Here is a 15058-nt window from a genome sequence, read left to right on the forward strand (position 1 = left end):
GATCCGGCCGACAAGGCCCAGCTCGAGCGGTCCCCGTGCGATGGAGCCGGGTGGTCGCGCTCTTCCGCCCCTACCGGTGGCAGCTGTCGGTGGTGGTGGCCCTGATCGTGGCGTCCTCGGCGGTCGCCCTGGCCACGCCGTTCCTCATCCGGCTGGTCATCGACGACGCGATCCCGGAGCAGGACATCGCGCTGCTGCTGTGGGCGGTCGGAGGGATGCTCGCCGTCACTGTCGTCACCGCGGTCTTCGGCGTCGTCCAGACCTGGCTCTCGACCACTGTCGGGCAGCGGGTCATGCACGGCCTGCGGACGGCGGTCTTCACCCACCTGCAGCGCCAGTCGCTCGGCTTCTTCACCCGCACCAGGGGCGGCGAGGTGCAGTCGCGGCTCACCAACGACATCGGCGGCATGCAGTCGGTGGTCACCTCGACCGCGACGTCGTTCGCGTCCAGCCTGACCACGGTGATCGGGACGGCGGTGGCCATGGCGGTGCTCAGCTGGCGGCTGTCGCTGCTCTCGCTGATCGTGCTGCCGCCGGCGATCCTGCTGACCCGCCGGGTCGCCCGCATGCGCCGGACGATCACCGCCCAGCGCCAGCGCTCCTGGCCGACCTGCACTCGCAGGTCGAGGAGGGGCTCTCGGTCAGCGGCGTGCTGCTCGGCAAGACCCTCGGCGCCGGGCCGGCACAGTCGCAGCGGTTCGCCCTCACCTCCGACGGCCTCGTCGCGCTGGAGGTCCGCTCCCAGCTGGCCGGGCGCTGGCGGATGGCGACGATGAGCATCGTCTTCGCCGGCATCCCCGCCCTGATCTACCTGGCCGCCGGGCTTCCCGCGACCTCGGGCGGCATGACCATCGGCACCCTGGTCGCCTTCACCACGCTGCAGGGCGCGCTCTTCCGGCCGCTCATGCAGCTGCTGGACATCGGCGTCTCCCTCACCGCGTCCATGGCGCTGTTCAGCCGGGTGTTCGAGTACCTCGACCTGCCCGTCGAGATCGCCGACCCGGCGCACCCCGTCCGGGTCGATCCTGCCGACGTCCGGGGCGAGGTGCGCTTCGAGCGCGTCGGCTTCACCTATGCAGACGGCCACCGGGCGGCCCTGACGGACGTCGACGTGGCCGTGGCCGCCGGGACGACGCTGGCGCTGGTCGGCGAGACGGGGTCGGGCAAGAGCACGCTCGCCTCGCTGGTGGCGCGGCTCAACGACCCGACGACCGGCCGGGTGACCATCGACGGCGTCGACGTGCGGGACATGCGGCTCACCGATCTGGCCCGCGTCGTGGGCGTCGTCTCCCAGGAGACCTACCTGCTGCACGGCACCATCCGCGAGAACCTGCGGCACGCGAAACCCGACGCCACCGACGACGAGATGGTCGAGGCGGCCCGCCGGGCGCAGCTGCACGACGTGATCGCCGGGCTGCCGGCCGGCTACGACACCGTGGTCGGCGCCCGCGGGCACCGGTTCTCCGGCGGGGAGAAGCAGCGGCTGGCGATCGCGCGGACGCTGCTGCGCGATCCGCGGGTGCTGGTGCTCGACGAGGCGACCAGCGCGCTGGACAACCAGACCGAGCGGGCCGTGCAGGCCGCGCTCGACGAGGCGGCCCGGGGCCGGACGACGATCACCATCGCGCACCGGTTGTCCACCGTGCGGGATGCCGACCTGATCGCCGTCCTGGACGCCGGGCGGGTGGTGGAGCAGGGCTCGCACGACGAGCTCGTCGCAGCGGGCGGGCGGTACGACCGTCTGGTGGGCAGCGCCGAGCGCGCCGTCGAACTGGTCGGCTGACAGTGGTCAGGCCGGAGCGCCCGCCGGCACCGCGGCGCCCCAGAACTCGTCGACGGCGTACTGGTCGCGGCTGTGCAGCCATGACTCGGCGATCCGGCCGTCGCGCAGCCGGACGACGTGCGCCAGATTGTTCTCCAGCGGCGTCTCGCGGTCCGGCCTCGTGGCGGTGCAGGTGCACAGCGCCACGCCTGGTGCGCCGTCCCGATCCGGCGGACGGCCGCTTCGGCGTCGTCGAGCTGACCCCGGCCGGGCGGGCCCTCGTCGACGCGGCGGTCACCGACCACGTGGCGACGCCGGACCGGCTGCTGGCCGCCCTCGCCGGTGCGGATCGGCCGGTGCTCACCGCCATGCTCGCCGCCATGCTCGCCGCCGTGGAGCGCACCGCGGGCGCCTGAACCGCGCACCGCACCGGACCACCCCATGCCCACGGGAAGTCGGAGCTGACCCGTACCTGTGGTAACACTTGCGGCCTCATGCGTGCATGGCCGCAGAATCATCGGTGGGGGATGCGTGGACCGCGGCGGATCGTCGCCCCGGTCCGGGCGCCGGGTGCACGTCGACGTGCACCGGACCAACGGCGGAGTTGTCCGGATGACGGTGCACCCTGAGGTGGCGCAACTCCCGGACCAGCTGCTGCGCGACTTCGTCGACGCCAGCGACGCGCTGCTGTGCATCGTCGACGGGGAGGGCCGGATCCTCCTGACCAACCCCGCCCTGCAGCGGTTCACCGGGCGTGCCGGCGAGCAGATGGTCGGCCTGCCCTTCTGGGACGTCTACGTCGTCCCGGAGCACGTCGAGCCCTCGCAGGACGCCGTCGCCCGCGCCATGGCCACCGGCGTCGCCCACCCGCAGGAGGGGACTGGCTCACCGGTGCGGGGAGCGGCGCCGCGTCGCGATGCGCAACACCGTGCTGCGCGACGACCGGGGGCGCCCCTACGCGGTCGGCTGCGTCGGCATCGACGTGACCGACGACCGTCGGCGGGAGGCACAGCTGCACCTGCAGGCGCAGACCGATCTGCTCACCGGCATCGCCAACCGCGGGGCCCTGTTCGACGAGCTGCGGGCCCGGCTGGCCGACGGGGACGGTTGCGCGCTGCTCTTCTGCGACCTGGACCAGTTCAAGATCGTGAACGACCGGTACGGGCACGCGGTCGGGGACGCGCTGCTCGCGGAGACGGCACGCCGGATGGCCGAGCTCGGCGGGCCCGGGGACCTCGTGGCCCGCTTCGGCGGCGACGAGTTCGTGATCCTCAGCCAGGGCCGCTCCCAGCACGAGCTCGCCGCGCTCGCCGATCGGGTCGACGAGGCCGTGCGCCGGCCGTGGACCGGTCCCCGGGGGCCGCTCTCGGTCGGGGTCAGCATCGGGATCGCCGTCGCCAGCCCGGGGGACGACGCCGACGAGCTGATCGGCCGGGCCGACCGCGCGATGTACGGGGCGAAGAGCCACCCGCACCGGCACGGCGGGCCGCCTCGTCGCGCGGACCACGCGGGGGACTGAGCCGGCTCGGACCTCGCGGAGCGTTCGCCGACTGTCAGGCGAGGACGCGAGGCGTCGGTTCGCTCCGAGGGGACGGGATGCGGCCGACCGGAGCCGCGATCGGGGCCAGCGCCTCGGGCGGCCCGGGGCGGCCGAAGTGCCAGCCCTGGCCGTAGTCCACGCCGAGAGCTCGCAGGAGTACGGCCTCGGCGTCGGTCTCCACCCCTCGGCGACCACGCGCACCGCGCAGCCGTGGCCGAACTCCACCAGCGAGCGGACGAGGGTCTCCAGCACCGGATCGTGGTCCAGCCCGGCCACGATGCTGCGGTCGATCTTGATGACGTCGGGGGCGGTGACGACGATGTGGCGCAGTGACGAGAACCCGGCGCCGACGTCGTCGATCGCCAGGCGCAGGCCGTCGGCACGGAACGGAGCCAGCGTGGCGTTCAGGGCGGCGTAGTCCTCGACCTGGTCGTGCTCGGACAGCTCCAGCAGCACCCGGGACAGCGGCAGCCGGCCGAGCAGTTCGCCGCACTCCGGCGTGAGCAGGGTGGCGGGTGAGACGTTCATGGCCACGTAGCCGTCGACCCGGTCCAGGTGCTCGGCGGCCCGCTCCAGGGCGAGCAGTTCGAGGACGTGCCCGACCCCGATGGCGTGGGCCTCGGCGAAGCAGACGTCGGGCGCCATGCCCCACTCGGCGGGGAAGCGGCTGAGCGCCTCGGCGCCGACCCGGCCCCCGTCGCGAGGTCGACGATCGGCTGCAGCACGACGGTGGGCCCGCCGTCGGCGATGAGGGGTCCAGGCGGTCGGAGATCTCCGTGCGCCGCTGCTGCGACCGGACCTCCGGCTCGATGATCACTGCCGCAGCGGAGGCGAGCACGTCCATCAGGGCCTTGTCGCGCTTGGTCAGGTCCTTGTCCGAGGTCAGGCCGGCGGCGCAGAAGGTGCCGTACAGGGATCCGTCGCTCAGGGTCACCGGAACCGAGACGTAGCTGCGCAGCCGCGGCATGCGGCCGCCGGCAGCTTCATCGCCTCGGGGAAGTCCTTCAGGTTCGGGATGACCTGCGGCAGTTTCCTGTCCAGCACTGCCTGGCAGAGCGTGACCTCCTGCTTCTGCTGGTAGCCCTCCTGGAAGAGGAACGGCACCGAGGTGTCGACCACCTCCAGGTGCTGGGTCGTCCCGTCGAGCCGGCTCAGGAAGGCGACGCTGAGCCGCAGCGACTTCCGCGCCGTCTGCAGGAGGTCCGCGATCTGCTGCTCGGCCTCCGTCCGCTGCTTGCCCACTGCTCCTCCTCCGGATCGATCCCTCCTCCCTCATCGACCGTTCGGGGTGATTGCTGGAGAAAATTTTCCGGACGTGTCGATGAGAGCCCCGCCCCTTCGACGTCCTAGCGAGGGCCGGACAGCCGGCCCACTGCCACGGAGGAGTCGTCATGCGTCCGCTCGTCGTCACCACGTTCGTCACCCTCGACGGGGTCATGCAGGCTCCCGGCGGCCCCGGGGAGGACCCTTCGGACGGCTTCTCGCACGAGGGTTGGCTGCCGCCCTTCTTCGACGAGGCGATGGGCGAGCAGATGAACGCCTGGTTCACCGGCGCCCAGGACTTCCTGCTGGGCCGAGGTACCTACGAGATCTTCTACGCGTCCTGGCCGCAGATGATCAGCGACGACCCGGTGTCGCAGGGCCTCAACCTCAAGAAGAAGTACGTCGCCTCCCGCACGCTGGACGCCGTGGAGTGGGAGACGGCGGAGCTGCTGCGGGGCGATGTCGGCGACGCCGTCCGGGCGCTGAAGGCGCAGGACGGCGGTGAGCTGCAGGTGCACGGCTCCGCCGGGCTGATCCAGACGCTGCTGCGCGAGGACCTCGTCGACGAGCTGCGGCTGGTCGTGTTCCCCGTGGCGCTGGGCGAGGGCAAGCGGCTCTTCGGCGAGGGCACCATCCCCCGCAGCTGGCGGCTGGCCGCGCATTCGACGACGCGGTCGGGCGCGCTGCTGCTCACCTACCAGCGGGTCGGTGAGGTGGAGCACGGCGCCGTCGGCCCCGAGTACGACTGATCGGTCAGGCCTCGACCACCTGGCCGTCGCTGCGGCGGACGACGCGGTCGGCCGCGGCCACCACCACCGAGTCGTGGCTGGCGATCAGCACGCCGGTGCCGGCCGCGGCGTAGACCTGGCGCAGCGTCGTGACGACGTGCGTCGACAACTCCTCGTCGAGGCGGCCGGTCGGCTCGTCGGCGATGAGGAGCGACGGCCGGACCACGAGGGCACGGGCGATCGCGGTGCGCTGCTGCTCGCCGAGGGACACCTCGTCGGGCATCCGGTCGGCCAACTGAAGGCAGTGAAGCCGTAACAGAGCAGCGGCCCGACCAGCCACGCCCGCTGGGAGAAGGCGAGCAGCAGCAGGGGCGCGGCCGCGGCCGTCCCCGCCAGGAGACCGACCCCGGCGCGCTGCGAGCCGGTCAGCGTGGCCAGCCACGGTCCCCACGAGTCGAAGGTCGGCTCACCGAGCACGATCGCCAGGACGATCGCGGCCGTCATGAGGACCATGCCGCCCACGAAGAGGCAGCCGCCCCGCTGCTCGTCGTTCCGTGCGCAGCCCGGCCACGTGCTCTCGCATCTCCGGAACCAGTCCGAGCCCGCTCGGAGAGAAGGCGCGCACGAGGGCCCTCCACCCGGGCCCTGACGGATCCACACTTCCTGGTGGGCCTCGCCGCCCGGCCTGGCCCTGTCAAGGGAGGGGTGTCGTCATGGAAGCCAGAGCTGGATCCGGGATGAACGACCCAGCGGTCGCCGGTGGGATGCGGGACGACGGGGTGGAGGCGAGGTGGGACCGCATCGCCGCGGTCGCCGGCCTGCTGTTCATCGTCCTGGTCGTCGCCAGCTTCTTCACTCCCGAGACCCCCGAGTACGGGAGCACCGCGGACGAGCTCGCCGCCGGGCTGACCGACGAGCGCGCCGGGCACCAGATGTCGCTGCTGCTCGGCTTCCTCGCGGACATCGCGTTCCTGGTGTTCCTCGCCGGAGTGTGGAGCAGGTTCCGGCGCTACGAGGGCAGCGGCGGCATGATGTCCGGCCTGTTCGCGATCGCCGGAGCCGCCTTCGTCGCGACCATCGTGGTCTCCGAGGGCATCTACCTCGCCCTCGTGCAGGCCGCGGAGAGCGCCGACCCTCGACGCTGCCCACGATCGCCGCGCTCGACTACTGGGTCGGTCTCGGCACCGTCCCGATCGCGGTCGCTCTGGCGATCGGCGCCACGGGGGCCGTTCTCAGCACCCACGCGCTCCCGGCGTGGCTGGGCTATCTCTCCGGGGCCAACGCCGTGGTGCTGGTGCTCGGCCTCGGTGGGGTCTTCGAGAGCCAGGACGAGACGTGGCTGGTCGCCATCGGCGGGTTCGGCGGCTTCCTGCTCCTCCTGATCTGGGTGCTCGCCACCAGCGTCGTGCTGCTGATGCGTTCCCGTCGCTCCGCGGAGGCCACGGTCTGAACGGGTGCCCGGCCTGCTGGGGTCAGCCTTCCAGCAGGCCGGCCTCGTGGGCGAGGATCGCCGCCTGGGCGCGGCCCCAGGTCCAGCTTCGTCAAGAGTCGCGACACGTACGTCTTCACCGTCGCCTCGCTGACGAAGAGGCGCGTGGCGAGCTCGGCGTTGGACCCGCCGCTGCCCAGCAGCTGGAGCACCTCGCGCTCGCGATCGGAGAGGGCGGCCACCCGCTGCAGCGCCGCGGCCCGGCGGGGGCGGCCCGGCGCTCGACGTAGGACTCGATCAGCGTCGTCGTCACCTTGGGCGACAGCGTCGCGGTGCCGTCGGCGACGGTGCGGCAGTGGCCGGGTGCAGGGCCCACGCGCCGGCACACCTGGGCGACGCTCGGCACGCCCTGGGTCTCCGGACCGGGGGCGCGCTCAGTGCTCTTGCTGCCCCTCGCTCTCGTCGACGCTGCACAGCGCCTGCGCATGCCTGTCCAGCCGCGAGCCACCCTCGGCTCGGTCCGGGGCACCGGCCCCCGGGCGTGCCCGTGCCATGCTCGCCGTGCCAGGCGCTCCGTCCGGGTGAGCTCGTCAGGCGCGCGGGACCGGGTCGTCGCCGGCCAGCGCGGCAGCGGCCCGTCCGCGGTACGCCGCGCACGAGGACCGTGAAGCCGAGCCGGGCGCCGCGCTCGGGAAGGGGAGGGCCATGCGGGCAGACCCCGTACCCGTGCTGCTGGACAGGAGCGGACACAGCTACCCCTCAGCGACCGTCGCTGGCGAGGCGACGACCACGGGCCCCTGGCCCTGTCGCCGCTGCCCGGCCTGACCCCCGACCAGATCGTGCACGCGGAGCGCTCGCTGTGGCGGTACCAGGCGGTGCTCCCCGTCGACCCCGGGCACCGCGTGTCGCTCGGCGAGGACTGACACCGATGATCGCGCTCGCCTGGGGCGAGTACCGGGTGCACGTCAAGCTGGAGTGGTTCAACCCGACGTCGTCGTTCAAGGACCGCGGGGTGTCGGTCATGGTGTCGCACCTGCGTTCGCAGGGCGCTGACCGAGTGCTCGAGGACAGCTCGGGCAACGGCGGTGCCGCCGTGGCCGCCTACGCCGCGGCGGCCGGCATCCGCGCGAAGATCATCGTCCCGGCGGCGACGAGCACTGCGAAGATCGTGCAGGCGCGGGCCTTCGGTGCGGAGATCGAGCTCGTCGAGGGCACCCGGGACGAGGTCGGAGCCGAGGCGGTCCGGCAGTCCAAGCGCATCCCGTACGCCAGCCACAACTGGCACCCGATGTTCGTCCAGGGCACCAAGACGATCGCCTACGAGATCTGGGAGGGGCTGGGCTTCACCGCGCCCGACAACATCGTGCTGGTCGCCGGTGCCGGCAGCCAGATCCTCGGCTGCGACCTCGCCTTCCAGGAGCTGCTCGCGGCCGGGCAGATCGACCGCCTCCCGCGGCTGCTCGTAGGACAGCCCGAGCACTGGGCGACGATCGCCGACGCCCTCAACGGCACGGACCCGGCCAGTCGCGGCCCGCGCGTCCCCACGATCGCCGAGGGCGCGTCCATCGCCACGCCGGTGCGGCTGCCGGAGACCGTCGAGGCGCTGAGCCGCTGCGGCGGCGCGGCCGTTGCCGTGCCGGAGCAGCAGATCCGCGACGCGGTCCGCGCCATCGCGGCGCGGGGGCTGTACGCCGAGCCGACCTCCGCGGTGGCGGTCGCCGCGCTCGACCTCTTCATCGCCGACGGCACGATCACCCCTGATCAGACGACCGTCGTCGTCCTGACCGGCTCGGGGCTGAAGTCCGCCGACACGATGGCGACCCTGTACCCGGACCCGGTCTGACCGGGCAGTCCAGCGGACCCCGGACACCGTAGGAGAGCGCACGCATGACGCGGAATCAGCCGACCACCGGCGCTGCCGCAGCGGCCGACGGCATCGACCTGCGCGACAGCCCTGGGCTGGTCCCTCCGCGCGGGCACTACTCGCACGTCGCCGTCCACGCCGGCGTCGCCTACATCTCCGGCCAGTTGCCGCTGGACGCTTCCGGCACCCCGCTGGCCGGTCAGCCGTTCGACGTGCAGGTGGCGCAGGTGCTCGACAACCTCGACCAGTGCCTGCGCACCGCTGGGAGCAGTCGCGAGCAGCTGCTCTCGGTCACCGTGTACGTCACCGACATCGCCCAGTGGCCCGCGTTCGACGCCGCGTACGCGCAGTGGATCGGCGCGCACCGGCCCGCGCGAGCGGTCGCGTGCGTGGCGGACCTCCACTACGGCGCCGCGCTGGAGATCGCGGCCGTCGCGGCGGCACGATGAGCGGCACGGCCGACATCACCGTGCTGGCGACCGGCGGCACGATCGACAAGGTGTACACCCTCGCCGGTGAGCTGGAGATCGGGCCGCCCGCCGCGCAGCGGCTGCTCGAGGTGCTCAGGACCGAGCTCCGCATCGTCGTGCACTCCGTCATCGGCAAGGACAGCCTGGACATCACCGACGACGACCGGCAAGCCCTGGCCGACGCGGTCGATCAGCTGGACACCTCGTCGGTCGTGATCACTCACGGCACGGACACGCTGTCCGATACCGCCGTGTACCTGAGCCGCCATCGGCCGGAGGCGTCCAGGACCGTCGTGCTCACGGGCTCGCTGCAGCCGGCAGCCATGACCGTCAGCGACGCGGCGCTGAACCTGGGGGCCGCGCTGATGGCCTCCCAGACGCTCGCCCCCGGGGTGTACGTCTGCATGGGCGGCCGCGCGTTCTCCGCCGGCCAGGTCCGCAAGGACGCTCTCACGGGTCAGTTCGTGAGCACCTCGCCGGCCGGTGTGCCGCGGCCCGCAGGACCCGGCAGTCCTCCGCCGACGAAGGCACCTCCAGGCTGACCGGATCGCCTCCGGGGCGACGGCGGCGACGGCGGCGACGGCGGCGACGGCCCGCGGTCCGGCGCGCCCGGCGTCTGCCGATCAGCGGGCCTGCGCGGCCATCCGCTGCTCCATGCCTTCCCGGCGCTCGGCGGGCATGCCGGGGCCGGGCAGCGCGTCGATCCCGGCCAGGTCGTCCACGGACCCGCAGGTCGAGCAGGTGACCTCGTGGTGGACGTCGGATCCACAGGCGCGGTGGCGGTAGCGGATCGGCGGACCGTCGGGGCGGCCCAGCGGTCACCCCACTCGGTGAGCGCGATGAGTGCCGGCGCCAGGTCGCGGCCCTTTTCGGTCAGCAGGTACTCGTACGCCTCGGGCTGTTCGGAGTACCGGTGCCGCCGCATGATCCCGGCGTCGACGAAACCGTCGAGGCGCGAGGCCAGGACGTTGGTCGCGATGCCCAGGCTGCGCTGGAAATCGGCGAACCGGGTGGATCCGGCGAAGAGCGCGTTGCGGACGATCAGCACGCTCCAGCGCTCGCCCACCACCTCGAGCGCGCGCGCGATGGAGCAGACCTCGTTGTCGTACGTCTTCCCGAGCATGCGACCAGCGTAGTCAAGCCGCTTGCGTCATGAAAGCGATCGACTCTAGGGTGACTTGCATCATGCAAGCAGCAATCGCCAGGGAGGCATCCATGAGTGCTCAGAGCTACAGCACGTCCTTGTCCGTCGACCGCACGCCGGATGAGGTCGTCGTCGCGGTCACCGACGTCCGCAGCTGGTGGATGACGAAGGTCGACGGGGACAACCGCGCCGTCGGCGACGAGTTCTCCTTCCGCGTGCCGGGCGTCCACTACTGCCGGATGCGCGTGACCGAGCTGGTGCCCGGCGAGACGGTGGTCTGGCGGGTCGTCGACAACCACATGTCCTTCATCGACGACCAGAGCGAGTGGCTGGGCACCGAGATGCGGTTCGAGGTGACCGGCACGGACGACGGGACCGTGCTCCGGTTCACCCACGACGGCCTGGTGCCGACCTACGAGTGCTTCGACATCTGCCGGAACGCGTGGGCCTTCTACGTGGGTGACAGCCTGCGGAGCCTCCTCGAGACCGGGCGGGGCACGCCGTCGGACCCGGACACGTTGACCCTCGGCGCCGAAGCGGCGCGCATCGGCTGACGACGCACCGTCTTCCCGCAGGAGCGTCCCGGCAAGCCGTCGGGCTTGCCTGGGCGTTCCCGCGGGAACGCCGTCAGCGCTTCGCGCCGTGGGCCGCGACGGAGAGTGGCTCCCACGTGCGCCACTCGGCCAGCCGGGACTCGTAGTCCCGGCTGGCGATCGCCAGCGGGCCGTCGCCGAAGAAGACCCGCAGCGGGGGTTCGTCGCGTCGACGACCTGGAGCACCGCCTCGCGGGTGGCGAGCGGGTTGCCCGGGTTGCCGGCGCGGGCCTTGCGCTGCTCGGCCGCCTTCTCGCGGAAGGTGTCGTAGGCCGGGTTCGCGGCGGCGTGCTTGGCCGAGGCCCCGCCCCAGTCGGTGGAGTAGGCACCGGGCTCGATGATCGTGACCGTGATGCCGAAGTCGGCGACCTCCGCGGCCAGCGACTGGCTGAAGCCCTCGAGCGCCCACTTGGAGGCGTTGTAGATCCCGATGTTGGGGAACGCGCTGATCCCGCCGATGCTGCTGACCTGCAGGATGTGGCCGGAGCCCTGCGCGCGCAGGTAGGGCAGCGCCGCCTGGACGACGAACAGTGCGCCGAGCACGTTGGTGTCGAACTGGGCGCGGGCCTCGGCCTCGGAGATCTCCTCGACCATGCCGAACTGCCCGTAGCCGGCGTTGTTGACGACGACGTCGAGTCGGCCGAACCGGTCGTGGGCGTCCTTCACCGCGGCGAACACGGCATCGCGATCGTTCACGTCGAGTGTCAGGGGCAGCACGCGGTCGCCGAACTGCTCGGCGAGGTCGTCGAGGGTCCTCGGGTCGCGAGCGGTGGCGGCGACGGTGTCACCGCGCTCGAGGGCAGCGATCGACCACTCCTTGCCGAAGCCGCGGGATGCGCCGGTGATGAACCAGGTCCTGGGCATGGATCTCCTCTGCGTCGGATCACGTGCGAGCCATCGGCCGTCGGCCGGGCTGCTGTTCCGCTCAAGCGCGCCGTCCGCCGCTGTGTTCCGACCGGCCGGTGCACGGGCACGCCGACTCGCGGGGAGGGTTCCGGCATGGGTGTGGAGATCCGGGAGTACCGGCCCGAGGACTGGGACGCGCTGGCGCGGGCGCACGACGCCGCGCGGCTGCAGGAGCTGGCGCCGTCCGTGGGGGTGCAGGCGTTCCGCCCGCTCGCGGAGACGGCCAGGCGCGAGGGCTCTTCGACGACCTCCTGTGGGTGGCCGAGCGTGACGGCGAGGTCGTGGGCTTCGTCGCTTTCGCGCACGCCGAGGTGACCTGGTTGTACGTCCACCCCGACGCGCAGCGGCGGGGTGTGGGCGGGCACTGCTGCGCCATGCGCTGGGCCACGCCGACGACTTCGGCGGCGAGGACTCCGTCACCGTGACGGTGCTCGACGGCAACCCGGCCCGGAAGCTCTACGAGAGCGAGGGCTTCCGGTTGGTCGAGACCCGGCGCGGCGGCCTTGCCGGCAATCCGGCGTTCGACGCGACGGGCCACGTGCTGGAGCGCCGCCTCTGACCCCGGCGTTCCCGCGGGAGCGCCGTCCGCCCTGTCCGATGGCCGGATCGGTGGTGGACGTCTGGTGCTGCTCGACGTCCCGGATCTGGTGGCCTGGAGCGCCGCCCAGACCGTGCGTCCCGGCAACGGTGAGCGGCCACCTGACGATGCCGGTCACCGGGCTCTCGTTGTTGGCTCGGTGTGGTCGTGGTCTCATCCCCTCTGGGCGCGGCAACGGAGCCGGGCGGAGAGCGAGGAGCGTTCATGGCCGAGGTCCACGGCAGCTGCGACGAGCGGTTCGCGGGGTGCGGGACGCGCTGGCGGCGCAGCTGGACGGCGACGAGCTCGGCGCCTCGATCGCGGTGGACCTCGAGGGCGAGACCGTCGTCGACATCTGGGGCGGCTACCGGGACGAGGAGCGGACCACCGCCTGGACGCAGGACACCATCGTCAACGGCTGGTCGACGACGAAGTGCGTGCTCTCCTGGCCGCGCTGCTGCTGGTCGAGCGCGGCGAGCTGGACGTGGACGCGCCGGTCGCCGACTACTGGCCGGAGTTCGCCGCCAAGGGCAAGAAGGACGTCCTGGTGCGGCACCTGATGTCCCACACGTCCGGCGTCTCCGGCTGGGACCCGCCGTTCACCATCACCGACATGTACGACTGGACGGCGTCGACCGAGCGGCTGGCCCAGCAGGCGCCGTGGTGGGAGCCGGGGACCGCGTCGGGCTACCACGCCAACAACCAGGGGCACCTGGTCGGCGAGGTGATCCGGCGGATCACCAACAAGACGTTCAAGAAGTTCGTGCGCGACGAGATCGCCGGGCCGCTGGGAGCCGACTACCAGATCGGGGCGCGGGAGTCCGACTGGGACCGCATCGCGCCGGTGATCCCTCCGCCGCCGATGGACATCGACTTCGCCTCGCTGGACCCGGCCGCGCCGCTGGTGCGCACGTTCACCGGGCCGGTGGCGTCGGCGTCGGCCGCCAACTCGCCGGAGTGGCGGCGCGCGGACATGGGGGCGCTCAACGGGCACACCAACGCCCGCGGCCTGCTCGACGTGATGCGCACGCTGACGCTGGGCGGGTCCGGGTCGGTCACGCTGTCCGACCGCACCGTCGACCTCGTCTTCCGGCAGCAGTCCGACGGCGTGGACCTCGTGCTCATGGCGCCCCTGACGTTCGGCATCGGCTACGCGCTGACCCCGACCGAGACCGTGCCGTACCTGCCGGCCGGGAAGGTGGCGTTCTGGGGCGGCTGGGGCGGCTCGCTGGCCGTGATGGACCGCGACCGGCGGCTGACGATCACCTACCTGATGAACCGGATGGCGCCCGGGATCATCGGTTCGCCGCGGAGCGAGGCCTACACCAACGCCGTGTACGCCGCCCTCTGAGGCGCTGGACCGGTCCGTCACGTCGGGCCGCCCATGCGTGCGGACCGACGAGGCGGGATAGCTAGCCGGTCATGGATCTCGACGGCGTGCTGCCGACCAGCCACTACGTCACCCGGCAGGCGCGGTGGATCGACGCCCCGCCGGAGGTCGTGTGGGACGCCCTGCACGACGTGAAGCTGACCGGCCTGCCGGTGACCATGGCGCTGGGCGCGGTCCGGTTCCTGCCGGTGGTGCTCTCCGGCAAGGGGCTGGGCCAGCTGCACGACCGGCCGTTCCTGGAGGCGCTCCCGATCCCGACGCTGTCGTCGTCGCCCCCGGAATCGGTGGTGTTCGGCGGGGTGCTGCAGGCGTGGCGGCTCAGGGGTGGTGAGGAGTCGCCTGAGCTGGACGCCGACGAGCTGCACGCCTGGATCCAGCCGGGCTGGGTGAAGGCCGCGATGGACTTCCGGCTCACACCTTCACGGGGTGGCACGGAGCTCTCGTCGGAGACCCGGGTGCTGGCGACCGATCCGGCGACGCGGCGGCGGTTCGGCTTCTACTGGCTGTTCGTGCAGCCGGGCAGCACCGCGATCCGCTGGGAGGTGCTGACCGCGGTGCAGCTCCGCGCCGAGGGCGGGCACCCTCCGGTCGTGCTTAGGGTCGGACGATGAACTCCGAAGACTTGCTCGCCCTGCGCTCGGACGAGCGCGCCGCCCTGCTGCTGATCGGCCTGCGCGGCGACTGGTAGCCGTACTGCTGCGCCCAGGCGGTCCGCCTGGCCCGGTCACTGTCCCGACTCACCGACGCCGGCACCGAGGTGGTGCTCGCCTCCACCGACCCGCCGGAGGTGCAGCTGGCGATGAACCGCACCTGGCACCTGCCGTTCCGCTGGATCAGTGATCCGGGCGGGGTGCGGCTGGCCAAGCCCCTCGATGCCTGGAACCCCGACCGCGGCGGGATCTTCAAGCCGCTCGTCGTCGCCGTCGCCCCCGACGGGCGGGAGGTGTTCCGGGAGCTGTCCCGCGACTTCACCGACCGTCCGGACGACGAACCGGTCCTGGCTGCCCTCGAATCGCTCGGGCTCGAACCGGTGGCGATCCCGCCCTGGGCGCCCGACGTCGAGCCGCAGCCCTCGGAGCGCGCTTTCCAGCCGGCGTCGTTCATCCCGTACTTCCGCGCGATCAAGTTCAACACCGGCGCGCTGAGCGAGCGGATGGTCGACGAGCGGGACCGCGATCAGCTGCTCACCGAGCAGGGGATGGCCGAGTCGTTCCTGGCCGCGTTCGACGAGTGGCGGGCCGAGCACCCACCGGATCGCCGCTAGATCGCCCCTTGCGCGTGCCCGCGGGGACGTCGTCAAGCCGCCTGCCTTGACCGCGTTCCCGCGGGAACGTCCCGCGGGCTGGGTCGCGCCTCCCCGACGTCGCGAGCGTTCCTCGGCCGTGCGGAGAT

24 protein-coding genes and 3 pseudogenes are annotated in these 15058 nt (G+C 72.4%); 18 read left to right on the forward strand and 9 right to left on the reverse strand.

The window, feature by feature from the left end; genetic code table 11:
- The first annotated feature begins 50 nt into the window (after window positions 1-50).
- A complete protein-coding gene (locus U6N30_RS30865) occupies window positions 51-776 on the forward strand; it encodes an ABC transporter transmembrane domain-containing protein (protein ID WP_324275281.1) in 726 nt (241 codons plus the stop codon).
- Window positions 777-943: 167 nt separating this feature from the next.
- A complete protein-coding gene (locus tag U6N30_RS30870; RefSeq protein ID WP_324278553.1) occupies window positions 944-1783 on the forward strand; it encodes an ABC transporter ATP-binding protein in 840 nt (279 codons plus the stop codon).
- A gap of 6 nt (window positions 1784-1789) precedes the next feature.
- Here the strand turns inward: U6N30_RS30870 and U6N30_RS30875 are convergent, their stop codons facing one another.
- On the reverse strand, window positions 1790-1969 hold the full coding sequence (locus U6N30_RS30875; RefSeq protein WP_324275282.1) for a hypothetical protein: 180 nt from the start codon (window positions 1967-1969) through the stop codon (window positions 1790-1792).
- A gap of 5 nt (window positions 1970-1974) precedes the next feature.
- Here U6N30_RS30875 and U6N30_RS30880 point away from each other — a divergent pair, with 5 nt between their 5' ends.
- The 3 genes and pseudogenes from U6N30_RS30880 (at window position 1975) to U6N30_RS30890 (ending at window position 3281) form a co-directional block, all read left to right on the forward strand.
- A complete protein-coding gene (locus U6N30_RS30880) occupies window positions 1975-2178 on the forward strand; it encodes a hypothetical protein (protein ID WP_324275283.1) in 204 nt (67 codons plus the stop codon).
- Between the two features lie 196 nt (window positions 2179-2374).
- A pseudogene (locus U6N30_RS30885) lies at window positions 2375-2584 on the forward strand (PAS domain S-box protein); the annotation flags it as partial.
- 94 nt (window positions 2585-2678) lie between these two features.
- Window positions 2679-3281 (forward strand): GGDEF domain-containing protein, encoded by a 603-nt coding sequence (locus U6N30_RS30890; RefSeq protein ID WP_324275284.1) that lies wholly within the window; start codon window positions 2679-2681, stop codon window positions 3279-3281.
- Window positions 3282-3315: 34 nt separating this feature from the next.
- Here the strand turns inward: U6N30_RS30890 and U6N30_RS30895 are convergent, their stop codons facing one another.
- The 3 genes and pseudogenes from U6N30_RS30895 to U6N30_RS30905 form a co-directional block, all read right to left on the reverse strand.
- Window positions 3316-3483: a hypothetical protein gene (locus tag U6N30_RS30895; RefSeq protein WP_324275285.1), complete on the reverse strand. Its 168-nt coding sequence runs from the start codon at window positions 3481-3483 to the stop codon at window positions 3316-3318.
- Window positions 3484-3542: 59 nt separating this feature from the next.
- Window positions 3543-3947: pseudogene (locus U6N30_RS30900) on the reverse strand (EAL domain-containing protein); the annotation flags it as partial.
- A 285-nt stretch (window positions 3948-4232) separates the two neighbouring features.
- On the reverse strand, window positions 4233-4544 hold the full coding sequence (locus U6N30_RS30905) for a hypothetical protein (RefSeq protein WP_324275286.1): 312 nt from the start codon (window positions 4542-4544) through the stop codon (window positions 4233-4235).
- 149 nt (window positions 4545-4693) lie between these two features.
- On the opposite strand from U6N30_RS30905, the gene U6N30_RS30910 reads away from it, so the two are divergent.
- Window positions 4694-5314, forward strand: a complete 621-nt coding sequence (locus tag U6N30_RS30910) for a dihydrofolate reductase family protein (RefSeq protein WP_324275287.1) — start codon at window positions 4694-4696, stop codon at window positions 5312-5314.
- Window positions 5315-5318: 4 nt separating this feature from the next.
- Here U6N30_RS30910 and U6N30_RS30915 read toward each other — a convergent pair whose 3' ends face one another.
- Window positions 5319-5744 carry an ATP-binding cassette domain-containing protein gene (locus tag U6N30_RS30915; protein WP_324275288.1) on the reverse strand — a complete coding sequence of 142 codons (426 nt, stop codon included), beginning with the start codon at window positions 5742-5744 and terminating at the stop codon, window positions 5319-5321.
- A 286-nt stretch (window positions 5745-6030) separates the two neighbouring features.
- Between U6N30_RS30915 and U6N30_RS30920 the strand changes: the two genes are divergently transcribed.
- The gene (locus U6N30_RS30920) at window positions 6031-6675 is read left to right on the forward strand and encodes a hypothetical protein (RefSeq protein WP_324275289.1); all 645 of its coding nucleotides are present in this window, start codon (window positions 6031-6033) and stop codon (window positions 6673-6675) included.
- Here U6N30_RS30920 and U6N30_RS30925 read toward each other — a convergent pair.
- On the reverse strand, window positions 6557-6964 hold the full coding sequence (locus U6N30_RS30925; protein ID WP_324275290.1) for a response regulator transcription factor: 408 nt from the start codon (window positions 6962-6964) through the stop codon (window positions 6557-6559). The two genes, U6N30_RS30920 and U6N30_RS30925, sit on opposite strands and share 119 nt — an antisense overlap.
- Entirely contained in the window at window positions 6859-7098 is a 240-nt protein-coding gene (locus tag U6N30_RS30930) for a hypothetical protein (RefSeq protein ID WP_324278633.1), read from the reverse strand. Before U6N30_RS30930 ends, U6N30_RS30925 begins: the two co-directional genes overlap by 106 nt.
- Before the next feature lie 552 nt (window positions 7099-7650).
- Here U6N30_RS30930 and U6N30_RS30935 point away from each other — a divergent pair.
- The 3 genes from U6N30_RS30935 to U6N30_RS30945 are packed head-to-tail and all read left to right on the forward strand — an operon-like array spanning window position 7651 to window position 9598.
- Complete coding sequence (locus tag U6N30_RS30935; protein WP_324275291.1) at window positions 7651-8565, forward strand: pyridoxal-phosphate dependent enzyme; 915 nt, start codon at window positions 7651-7653, stop codon at window positions 8563-8565.
- A 44-nt stretch (window positions 8566-8609) separates the two neighbouring features.
- Window positions 8610-9035, forward strand: a complete 426-nt coding sequence (locus U6N30_RS30940; protein WP_324275292.1) for a RidA family protein — start codon at window positions 8610-8612, stop codon at window positions 9033-9035.
- Window positions 9032-9598 carry an asparaginase domain-containing protein gene (locus U6N30_RS30945; RefSeq protein WP_324275293.1) on the forward strand — a complete coding sequence of 189 codons (567 nt, stop codon included), beginning with the start codon at window positions 9032-9034 and terminating at the stop codon, window positions 9596-9598. Before U6N30_RS30940 ends, U6N30_RS30945 begins: the two co-directional genes overlap by 4 nt.
- Here the strand turns inward: U6N30_RS30945 and U6N30_RS30950 are convergent.
- Window positions 9514-10179: a winged helix-turn-helix transcriptional regulator gene (locus U6N30_RS30950; protein ID WP_324275294.1), complete on the reverse strand. Its 666-nt coding sequence runs from the start codon at window positions 10177-10179 to the stop codon at window positions 9514-9516. The genes U6N30_RS30945 and U6N30_RS30950 overlap by 85 nt on opposite strands.
- A 92-nt stretch (window positions 10180-10271) precedes the next feature.
- On the opposite strand from U6N30_RS30950, the gene U6N30_RS30955 reads away from it, so the two are divergent.
- Window positions 10272-10754 (forward strand): SRPBCC family protein, encoded by a 483-nt coding sequence (locus U6N30_RS30955; RefSeq protein ID WP_324275295.1) that lies wholly within the window; start codon window positions 10272-10274, stop codon window positions 10752-10754.
- A gap of 255 nt (window positions 10755-11009) precedes the next feature.
- On the opposite strand, the pseudogene U6N30_RS34995 reads toward U6N30_RS30955, so the two are convergent.
- A pseudogene (locus U6N30_RS34995) lies at window positions 11010-11657 on the reverse strand (SDR family NAD(P)-dependent oxidoreductase); the annotation flags it as partial.
- Window positions 11658-11792: 135 nt separating this feature from the next.
- On the opposite strand from U6N30_RS34995, the gene U6N30_RS30960 reads away from it, so the two are divergent.
- From U6N30_RS30960 to U6N30_RS30990, 7 genes are all read left to right on the forward strand, one after another.
- Window positions 11793-12014 carry a hypothetical protein gene (locus U6N30_RS30960; protein ID WP_324275296.1) on the forward strand — a complete coding sequence of 74 codons (222 nt, stop codon included), beginning with the start codon at window positions 11793-11795 and terminating at the stop codon, window positions 12012-12014.
- The gene (locus U6N30_RS30965) at window positions 11981-12124 is read left to right on the forward strand and encodes a GNAT family N-acetyltransferase (protein ID WP_422678002.1); all 144 of its coding nucleotides are present in this window, start codon (window positions 11981-11983) and stop codon (window positions 12122-12124) included. The genes U6N30_RS30960 and U6N30_RS30965 overlap by 34 nt, the downstream gene beginning before the upstream one ends.
- Window positions 12121-12258 (forward strand): hypothetical protein, encoded by a 138-nt coding sequence (locus tag U6N30_RS30970; RefSeq protein WP_324275298.1) that lies wholly within the window; start codon window positions 12121-12123, stop codon window positions 12256-12258. The genes U6N30_RS30965 and U6N30_RS30970 overlap by 4 nt, the downstream gene beginning before the upstream one ends.
- Window positions 12259-12542: 284 nt before the next feature.
- Window positions 12543-12836, forward strand: coding sequence for a serine hydrolase (locus U6N30_RS30975; protein ID WP_324275299.1), 294 nt, complete (start codon window positions 12543-12545; stop codon window positions 12834-12836).
- On the forward strand, window positions 12761-13627 hold the full coding sequence (locus U6N30_RS30980) for a serine hydrolase domain-containing protein (protein ID WP_324275300.1): 867 nt from the start codon (window positions 12761-12763) through the stop codon (window positions 13625-13627). Before U6N30_RS30975 ends, U6N30_RS30980 begins: the two co-directional genes overlap by 76 nt.
- A gap of 71 nt (window positions 13628-13698) precedes the next feature.
- A complete protein-coding gene (locus U6N30_RS30985; RefSeq protein ID WP_324275301.1) occupies window positions 13699-14277 on the forward strand; it encodes a hypothetical protein in 579 nt (192 codons plus the stop codon).
- Between the two features lie 146 nt (window positions 14278-14423).
- Window positions 14424-14930, forward strand: a complete 507-nt coding sequence (locus tag U6N30_RS30990; protein ID WP_324275302.1) for a hypothetical protein — start codon at window positions 14424-14426, stop codon at window positions 14928-14930.
- Window positions 14931-15058 lie beyond the last annotated feature (128 nt).

This window comes from Blastococcus brunescens (genome assembly GCF_035320885.1).
Lineage (GTDB): Bacteria > Actinomycetota > Actinomycetes > Mycobacteriales > Geodermatophilaceae > Blastococcus_B > Blastococcus_B brunescens.